The organism is Guyparkeria sp. (assembly GCF_046545975.1).
In the GTDB taxonomy this organism is placed as follows: Bacteria; Pseudomonadota; Gammaproteobacteria; order Halothiobacillales; family Halothiobacillaceae; genus Guyparkeria.
The window spans coordinates 1-9,498 of the sequence record NZ_JBKGYT010000067.1 but is presented as its reverse complement, the minus strand read 5'-3'; the positions used below and the strand labels follow the sequence as shown (position 1 = coordinate 9,498).

At 65.2% G+C, this 9,498-nt stretch carries 7 protein-coding genes and 1 pseudogene; 6 read left to right on the top strand and 2 right to left on the bottom strand.

Annotated elements, in window-relative coordinates; genetic code table 11:
- Positions 1-311, bottom strand: a pseudogene (locus ACLFMY_RS07030) (hypothetical protein); the annotation flags it as partial.
- A 104-nt stretch (positions 312-415) separates the two neighbouring features.
- The gene (locus ACLFMY_RS07025; protein ID WP_410763900.1) at positions 416-1,651 is read right to left on the bottom strand and encodes an argininosuccinate synthase; all 1,236 of its coding nucleotides are present in this window, start codon (positions 1,649-1,651) and stop codon (positions 416-418) included.
- 356 nt (positions 1,652-2,007) lie between these two features.
- On the opposite strand from ACLFMY_RS07025, the gene aceE reads away from it, so the two are divergent.
- The 6 genes from aceE to ACLFMY_RS06995 form a co-directional block, all read left to right on the top strand.
- Positions 2,008-4,668, top strand: a complete 2,661-nt coding sequence (gene aceE, locus ACLFMY_RS07020; RefSeq protein ID WP_410763899.1) for a pyruvate dehydrogenase (acetyl-transferring), homodimeric type — start codon at positions 2,008-2,010, stop codon at positions 4,666-4,668.
- A 117-nt stretch (positions 4,669-4,785) separates the two neighbouring features.
- Positions 4,786-6,117, top strand: a complete 1,332-nt coding sequence (aceF, locus tag ACLFMY_RS07015; protein ID WP_410763898.1) for a dihydrolipoyllysine-residue acetyltransferase — start codon at positions 4,786-4,788, stop codon at positions 6,115-6,117.
- Positions 6,118-6,127: 10 nt separating this feature from the next.
- Complete coding sequence (gene lpdA / locus ACLFMY_RS07010) at positions 6,128-7,891, top strand: dihydrolipoyl dehydrogenase (RefSeq protein WP_410763897.1); 1,764 nt, start codon at positions 6,128-6,130, stop codon at positions 7,889-7,891.
- A 29-nt stretch (positions 7,892-7,920) separates the two neighbouring features.
- Positions 7,921-8,706 (top strand): sulfite exporter TauE/SafE family protein, encoded by a 786-nt coding sequence (locus ACLFMY_RS07005; RefSeq protein WP_410763896.1) that lies wholly within the window; start codon positions 7,921-7,923, stop codon positions 8,704-8,706.
- Positions 8,707-8,722: 16 nt separating this feature from the next.
- On the top strand, positions 8,723-9,214 hold the full coding sequence (gene coaD, locus ACLFMY_RS07000; RefSeq protein WP_410763895.1) for a pantetheine-phosphate adenylyltransferase: 492 nt from the start codon (positions 8,723-8,725) through the stop codon (positions 9,212-9,214).
- Positions 9,215-9,313: 99 nt separating this feature from the next.
- Positions 9,314-9,498: YfhL family 4Fe-4S dicluster ferredoxin (locus tag ACLFMY_RS06995; RefSeq protein WP_410763894.1), on the top strand; the 185-nt coding region annotated here is incomplete at its 3' end.

Genomic DNA, 9,498 nt, shown 5'->3' with positions numbered 1-9,498 from the left:
AACTGCAGGGGCTGCGTGAGCACGAAATCGAGTCGGTCCTCCCTGAACGCGCGGCGCAGTTCCCCGAGAAACAGGGGCTCGATCCGGAAACGATAGTCCGGGTTCCGGTCACTGAGGTAATCGGCCGTCGGTTGCCAGCGCTCGGCGGCTTCCGGCTTGCCGGTGTAGGCGAGTACGCCGATGGTCACATCCACCGGTGTGGAGGCATCGGCCGTGGCGGCGCGGGCCGCAGGCAGGAGCAGCAGGCAGAGGACGACCAGGGCGGCCGCCAGGCGGGCCACCTCATGCGAATTGGGGGAATTTGTACCCAAGCGTGTCAGCATTCCGTTGCCTGTCGATCCGGTTGTCAAAGGGGGCGGCGAATCGTCCGTCGCGCCGGATCCCCCTTGGTCGAGTGGCCCTCAGCGGGTAATGGTCAGCCCCGGCGGCCCGCCTTGGCACCAATGCGCAGGCGCAGGGCGTTGAGCTTGATGAAGCCCTCGGCATCGCGCTGGTCGTAGGCGCCGGCATCGTCCTCGAAGGTGGCGATGGCCGGGTCGAACAGGCTGTTGTCCGACTGGCGACCCGCCACGATCACGTTGCCCTTGTACAGGCGCAGGCGCACGTCGCCGTTGACGTTGTCCTGGGTGGCGTCGATCGCCTTCTGCAGCATCTCGCGCTCGGGGGCGAACCAGTAGCCGTTGTACACCAGTTCGGCGTACCTGGGCATGAGTTCGTCCTTCATGTGCGCCTCGCCACGGTCCAGCGTCAGCGATTCCAGCGCGCGACGCGCCTTGAGGAGGATGGTGCCGCCCGGGGTCTCGTAGCAGCCGCGCGACTTCATGCCGACGTAGCGGTTCTCCACCATGTCGAGTCGGCCGATGCCGTTGGCACCGCCCAGCTGGTTGAGCTTGAGAAGCAGTTCGGCCGGCGAGAGTTTCTCACCGTCGATGGAGACCGGGTCGCCCTTCTCGAAGCCGATGACGATCTCGGTGGCCTCGTCCGGGGCGCGCTCCGGGCTGACCGACCAGCGCCACATCTCCTCTTCCGGCTCCCACCACGGGTCCTCGAGGTTGCCGCCTTCATACGAGATATGCAGCAGGTTGGCGTCCATGGAATACGGCGACTTCTTGCCGGCCGCGGCGAAGTCGACGGGGATGTCGCGGGACTCCGCGTAGTTCATCAGCTTCTCGCGGGAGTTGAGATCCCACTCGCGCCAGGGGGCGATCACCTGGATTTCCGGGTTGAGCGCGTAGGCGTTGAGCTCGAAACGTACCTGGTCGTTGCCCTTGCCGGTGGCGCCGTGGGCGACGGCGTCCGCGCCGGTCTCCCGGGCGATATCCACTAGGCGCTTGGCGATCAGCGGGCGGGCGATCGAGGTGCCCAGCAGGTATTCACCCTCGTAGATGGCATTGGCGCGGAACATCGGGAAGACGTAGTCACGGACGAAGGTCTCGCGCAGGTCGTCGATGTAGATCTCCTTCACGCCCATCTTCTCGGCCTTCTCGCGCGCCGGGTCGAGCTCCTCGCCCTGCCCCAGGTCGGCGGTGAACGTGACCACCTCGCAGTCGTAGGTTTCTTCCAGCCACTTGAGGATCACCGAGGTGTCCAGGCCACCGGAATAGGCCAGTACCACCTTGCCGAGCTTCTTGGGGGCGGAGGGATTGCTCATCAGAACTCCTGATTACGAATGTGAATGTCGCGTATGGATGGCGAAAGAGATAAACCCCGCCATTATATAGACACAGCGTGCCCTGCACAGGCCGTTCGGGTGATTCGGTGGAAAAGCGCCCTCGCCCGCATGCCGTTCCCGCTCTCCGACCCGGTCATGAGGACCTTGATCGAGCACCCGGGCAACCGCCTTTCGCGCCATGGCGTCGGCGTCTTTGGGACACGCGTCATAGGAAATATCGGCGGAATCACGCATAATGAGTCCCAAATTTTGGTCCGATGCGGCCGGCGAATGCCCGCGCTGGAGCGGTTTCGGGCAGGAACGGATGCATCAAACGACAGCTTTGAGGAGTGCTTGTGACCGATTACATCGATCAGGATCCGCAGGAAACCCGGGAGTGGCTCGACGCCCTTGAGGCCGTGGTCAGTTTCGAGGGGACCGAGAAGGCCCGCCACTTGATCGGCAGCATGATCGAGATGGCCCGTCAGCACGGCATCGACACCCCCTACGCCGCCACGACTCCCTACATCAACACCATCCCGCCCGAGGACGAGCCGCAATACCCCGGCGACCGTCAGATGGAACAGCGGCTGCGCGCCCTGATCCGGTGGAACGCCATGGCGATCGTGGTCCGCGCCAACAAGGAAAACTCGGTAGGCGGGCACATCGCCTCCTACCAGTCCAGCGCCACCATGTACGAGGTGGGCCTGAACCACTTCTTCAAGGGCCATGATCACCCGGACGGCGCCGACATGGTGTTCTTCCAGGGGCACGTGGCCCCGGGGATGTACGCCCGCGCCTACCTCGAAGGCCGGATCAGCGAGGAACAACTGCTGAATTTCCGTCAGGAAGCGGCCAACGAGCAGGCGCTCAGCTCCTACCCGCATCCCTGGCTGATGCCCGACTTCTGGCAGTTCCCGACCGTCTCCATGGGCCTCGGTCCGCTGATGGCGATCTACCAGGCCCGCTTCATGAAGTACATGGAGGCCCGCGGCTTCACCAAGGTCGGCAGCCGCAAGGTCTATGCCTTCCTCGGCGACGGCGAGATGGACGAGCCCGAGTCCATGGGCGCCATCGGCCTGGCCGTGCGCGAGAAACTCGACAACCTCGTCTTCGTGGTCAATGCCAACCTCCAGCGCCTCGACGGCCCCGTCCGCGGCAACGGCAAGATCATCCAGGAGCTCGAAGGCAGCTTCCGCGGTGCCGGCTGGAACGTCGTGAAGGTCATCTGGGGCCCCGGCTGGGACGAGCTGCTGGCACGCGACAAGTCCGGCAAGCTCATGCAGTTGATGATGGAGACCGTCGACGGCGAGTACCAGGCCTACAAGGCCAAGGGCGGGGCCTTCGTGCGCGAGCACTTCTTCGGCAAGTACCCGGAGACCGCCGAACTGGTCAAGAACATGACCGACGACGAGATCTTCTCGCTGACCCGTGGCGGCCACAGCCCGCGCAAGATGTACGCGGCCTACAAGGCGGCCAACGAGTGCAAGGGCAAGCCGACCCTGATCCTGGCCAAGACGGTCAAGGGCTACGGCATGGGTCCGTTCGGCGAGGGCGCGATGTCCGCGCACCAGCAGAAGAAGCTGGACAACGAGGGGCTCAAGTACTTCCGCGACCGCTTCGGCCTGCCGATCTCCGACGAGCAGCTCGAGAAGAACGTCCCGTTCTACAAGCCGGACGACAGCCACGAGCTGATCAAGTACATGCACGAACGGCGCAAGGAGCTGGGCGGCTATCTCCCGGCACGGGTCGACCGTTCCGAAAGCATCCCGGCGCCGGACCTCAAGGCCTTCGACATGATCCTCAAGGGCACCGGGGAGCGCGAGATGTCCTCGACCATGCTCTTCGGCCGGATCCTGGCGATGATCCTGCGCGACAAGAAGCTCGGCAAGCGTGTGGTGCCGATCATTCCCGACGAGGCGCGCACCTTCGGCCTCGAGGGCCTGTTCCGCCAGGTCGGCATCTACGACCCGGCCGGCCAGCTCTACGAGCCGGTCGATGCCGACCAGGTAGCCTGGTACAAGCAGGCGGCCAACGGCCAGGTGCTGCAGGAAGGCATCAACGAGGCCGGCTCGATGTCCTCGTGGCTGGCCGCCGCCACCGCCTACGCCAACTACGGCGAGGCGATGGTGCCCTTCTACATCTACTACTCGATGTTCGGCTACCAGCGCATCGGCGATCTGGCTTGGCTGGCCGGCGACATCCGGGCGCGCGGTTTCCTGATCGGTGCGACCGCCGGGCGGACCACGCTCGAGGGCGAAGGCCTGCAGCACAACGACGGCCACAACATCATGATGTTCTCGGCCGTGCCCAGCTGCCGCGTCTACGACCCGGCCTACGGCTACGAGATGGCGATCATCATCCGTGACGGCCTGCGCTGCATGGTCGAGGAAAAGCAGGACTGCTACTACTACATCACCGCGATGAACGAGAACTACCATCATCCGGCGATGCCCGAGGACGTCGAGGAAGGCGTGCTCAAGGGGGCCTACCGACTGCGCGAGAGCAAGAAGAAGCTCAAGAACCGCGTCCAGCTGATGGGCTCGGGGACCATCCTGCGGGAATCCGAGAAGGCAGCGGCGATGCTCGAGGACGAGTGGAAGGTGGCAGCCGACGTCTGGTCGGCGACCAGCTTCACCGAGCTGGCCCGCGAGGGGCAGGCCTGCGAACGCCACAATCGTCTACACCCGGAAGCCGACGCGAAGAAACCCTACATCACGGCCGCCCTCGAGGAGCGTGACGGGCCGGTGATTGCCGCGACCGACTACATCCAGGCCTACCCGGACCAGATCCGCCGCTTCGTGCCCGGCTCGTATACCACGCTGGGCACCGACGGCTACGGCCGCTCCGACACCCGCGCGGCGCTACGCCGGTTCTTCGAGGTGGATGCCGCCCACATCGTGGTCGCCGCGCTCAAGGCGCTGGCCGACGAGGGAAGCATCCCGGTATCCAAGGTGAGCGAGGCGATCAAGAAGTACGGCATCGATCCGGACTGCGCTCCGCCGATCGAACGATAAGCTCTCTTTTCGACCGTCCCCGGCGCACGGAGTGTAGGCCGGGGTAACGGACCCCATTTCGACACGACGCCCGCCCGACCCGGCGGGCTCGCACGCAACACGTATGGAGACAGGCTGATGGCCATCAAGTCGATCACCCTCCCCGACATCGGTAACTACGAGAACACACCTGTCATCGAGGTGCTGGTCTCGCCCGGTGATCGAGTCGAAAAGGAAGACTCGCTGATCACCCTGGAATCCGACAAGGCCACGATGGAAATCCCCTCCCCCTACTCCGGGGAGATCAAGAAGGTACTGGTCAAGGTCGACGATACGCTGAACAAGGGCGACCTGATCGCCGAGATCGAGGCCGAGGAAGAAGCGTCAGCGGCCGAGGAAACGGCCGGCGAGGAATCGGCCGAGAAGCCGGACGAAACGGCCGAAACGGCCGAGAAGGAAACCACCGAGGCCGCGAAGCCGGCCCCGGAAACCGAGGAGGCACCCGAGGCCGCACCGGCCAAAGCGGCCCCCGAGGCGGCACCGGTCAACCGGCAGCCAGGCGGGGCGTCGTTTCATGCCAGCCCCTCCGTGCGCCTGTTCGCCCGCAAGCTGGGCGTGGATCTCGCCAACGTCAGCGGCAGCGGTCCGAAGGGCCGCATCACGCAGGAGGACGTCGAAGGCGCGATCAAGACGGTCATGGAAGGCGTGGCCAAGGGTGGTGCGGCGACCGGCGCCGGCATTCCGCCGCTGCCCGAGATCGACTTCTCCCAGTTCGGCGAGATCGAGGAGCGTCCGCTGTCGCGGATCAAGAAGCTCTCGGGCAAGCATCTGTCGACCGCGTGGTTGAACATCCCGCACGTCACGCAATTCGACGAGACCGACATCACCGAGCTCGAGGCCTTCCGCAAGTCACTGAAGCCCCGCGCCGAGAAGGCCGGCATCAAGATGACGCCGCTGGTGTTCATCCTCAAGGCGCTTGCCCACGTGCTGCGCGAGTTCCCGACCATGAATGCCTCGCTCGCGCCCGACGGCGAGCACCTGATCGTCAAGAAGTACGTCAACCTCGGCGTGGCGGTGGACACCCCCAACGGCCTGGTCGTGCCGGTGGTGCGCGACGTCGATCAGAAGGGCATCTTCGAGCTCTCCGAGGAACTGATGGATATCTCGGCACGGGCCCGCGATGGCAAGCTCACCGGCGAGGACCTCTCCGGCGGGACCTTCTCGGTCTCGAGCCTCGGCGGTATCGGCGGCACGCAGTTCACGCCGATCGTCAACGGTCCGGAAGTGGGCATCCTCGGCGTTTCCAAGGCCAGCATGCAGCCGGTCTGGAATGGCTCGGAATTCGAGCCGCGCCTGATGCTGCCGCTGGCACTGTCCTACGATCACCGCGTCATCGATGGCGCCGAGGGTGCCCGGTTCATGACCACGCTCTCGCGCACGCTCACCGATCTTCGCGAACTGATGCTGTAAGGAGCGCCGGATGACCATCGAAACCATCAACCTGCCGGACATCGGCAACTTTGACGAAGTCGAGATCATCGAGGTGCTGGTCGAGGCCGGCGATACCGTCGAGGCCGAGGACTCGCTGATCACGCTGGAGACCGACAAGGCCACCATGGAGATCCCGGCCCCGGCGGCCGGCAAGATCACCGAGATGCTGGTCGGCGTCGGCGACAAGGTCAGTACCGGCAAGCCGATCGCCAAGTACGAGCCGTCCGCCGGCGGTGAGTCGAGCGAAAGCGCCAATGCGCCCGCCGAGCAAGCGCCGGCCACCAAAGAGGACGCTTCCTCCCCTGCCCCGGCAGCCGCGGCCGCCACCGACGAGAAGGCCGACGTCGAGTGCGAGGTCTGCGTGCTCGGCTCGGGCCCGGGCGGCTACACCGCCGCCTTCCGCGCCGCGGATCTGGGCAAGAAGGTGGTGCTGATCGAGCGCTATCCCGTCATCGGCGGTGTCTGCCTGAACGTCGGCTGCATCCCCTCCAAGGCCCTGCTGCACGTCTCCGAGGTATTGAACGAGACCCGCTCCATGGGTGACCAGGGGGTGACCTTCGCCGAACCCGAGATCGATCTCGACAAGCTGCGCGGGTTCAAGGAACAGACCATCAAGAAGCTCACCGGCGGCCTCGAGGCCCTGGCCAAGCAGCGCAAGGTGCAGATCGTCCGTGGCTACGGCCGCTTCGTCGACCCGCAGCACGTCAAGGTGGTGGATGACGAGGGCAACGAGACGCTGGTGCGTTTCGAGCATTCGATCATCGCCGCCGGCTCGCAACCGGTGAAGCTCCCCTTCATCCCGCACGACGACCCGCGCGTGATGGACTCCACCGACGCGCTCGAGCTCGAGGAAGTGCCGGGCAGGATGCTGGTCATCGGTGGCGGGATCATCGGCCTGGAGATGGCGCAGGTCTATGACGCCCTCGGCGCGGAGATCTCCATCGTCGAACTGGCCGATACCATCATCCCGGGTGCCGACAAGGATCTCACCCGTCCGCTGCTGAAGATCCTCAAGAAGCGCTACCAGGACATCTTCCTCGGCGCCAAGGTGACCAACGTCGAGGCGAAGGACGACGGCCTGCACGTGACCTTCGAGGGCAAGAACACGCCCGAAACGGCTGTTTTCGATCGCATTCTCGTCGCGGTCGGGCGCGCGCCCAACGGCAAGAAGATCGATGCCGACAAGGCCGGCGTGTCGGTCGACGAACGCGGCTTCATCGCGGTCGACGAGCGCATGCGTACCAACGTCGAGCACATTCACGCCATCGGCGACGTCGTCGGCCAGCCGATGCTCGCCCACAAGGCCGTCCACGAGGGCAAGGTGGCCGCGGAAGTCATCTGCGGCGAGCCCTCGGCGTTCACCCCGATGGGCATTCCGAGCGTGGCTTACACCGACCCGGAAGTGGCCTGGGCGGGCAAGACCGAGGACGAACTCAAGGCCGAAGGCGTGGAATACGAAAAAGGCGCCTTCCCCTGGGCCGCCTCGGGCCGCTCGCTCAGCCTCGGCCGGGACGAGGGTCTGACCAAGGCGCTGTTCTGCAAGAAGACGCATCGTCTGCTCGGCGCGGGCATCGTCGGTCCGAATGCCGGCGAGCTGATCGCCGAGGCGATGCTCGCCGTGGAAATGGGTGCCGACATGGCCGATATCGGTCTGACCATCCATCCGCACCCCACCCTGTCGGAGACGCTTGGCTTCGCCGCCGAGATGGCCGAAGGCACGATCACCGATCTTCTGCCACCGAAGAAGCGCTGACGCAGGCACCGGCCTGAGGGAGCTAACCAGTGGAATACCTGCTGTTCGCCATACTCGGCATGGTCGGCGGACTCGCCGCGGGGTTGCTGGGTATCGGCGGCGGACTGATCATGGTGCCCGTGCTGCTGATGATCTTCCCGACCATCGGCATCACCGGCACGCACCTGGTCCATCTCGCCATCGGGACGTCGCTCGCGGCAATCGTGTTCGCCTCGATCACCTCGGTCTACAGCCACCACCGTCACGGTGGCGTGCTGTGGAACGTGTTCGCCCGCTTCGCCCCGGGGATGGTGATGGGCGCCATCCTCGGCTCGATGGTGGCGCACTACCTGCCCGGCGGAATCCTCAAGATCGTCTTCGGGACCCTCGAGATCCTGGTCGCGCTGCAGATGGCGTTCGGGCGACAGCCGCCGGCCAGCCGCCAACTGCCCGGCATCGTGCCGTTGACCGGCGTCAGCACGTCATTCGGCGCGATCGCGTCGATCATGGGGATGGGTGGCGGCGCCATGACCACCCCGTTCTTCCTCTACTGCAACATCACCGCGCGCAACGCGATCGCCACCAGCGCGTCGCTCGGCCTGCCCACGGCCCTGTTCGGCTCGATCGGCTACATCGTGACCGGGTGGTCGGCGGAGGGTCTGCCGGAGATGAGTGCCGGTTACGTCTATCTGCCGGCACTGGTCGGAATCGCGGTGTTTTCCGTGCTGTTCGCCCCCATCGGTGCCAAACTCGCGCAGATACTGCCTGCCCTCGCACTCAAGCGCATCTTCTCGGTAGTGCTGCTGGGGCTGGGCGTCCACATGATCCTCTCATGACCCAAGCGGGAGCAGCATGATGTCCCAAGCACCGCGCATCGCCGTGTATCCGGGCACCTTCGATCCGATCACCTACGGTCACGTGGACCTCGCACTGCGCGCGGCACGCCTCTTCGACGAGGTGATCGTGGCGGTGGCGGGCGATTCCGGCAAGAGCACGCTTTTTCCGCTCGCCAAGCGGCGCGCCCTGGCCGAGGAGGCCTTCGGTGCCGAATCGGCGAATATTCGCGTCGAGCAGTTCGACGGGCTGCTGGTCGATTTCGCGCGCGAGTGCCATGCCACGGCACTGGTGCGCGGGCTGCGGGCGGTCAGTGACTTCGAATACGAGATCCAGCTCGCGGCGATCAACCGCCGACTCAATGCGGAGCTAGAAACGGTTTTCCTCTCGCCCGCCGAGGACCTCGGGTTCGTTTCCTCGAGCATCGTCAGGGAGCTCGCCCGGCTGGGCGGAGACGTCACCGATTTCGTGCCACCGGCAGTGGTGCGGGCGCTGGCTGAACTTAATTGACCGCCCGGGTGGGAAATTCGCTCTCCGGCCGCGCCAAAACGCCGGTTACCTGTTATCCTTACGGCCAGTTACTGACCTTGTTCTAGGGGAGGATTCCGCATGTCCCTGCTGATTACCGACGAGTGCATCAACTGCGATGTCTGTGAACCGGAGTGCCCGAACGGGGCCATCTCCCAGGGTGACGAGATCTACGAGATCGCGCCCAACCTCTGCACCGAGTGCGTGGGTCACTACGACGAGCCGCAGTGCGTGGAGGTCTGTCCGGTCGACTGCATTATCACCGA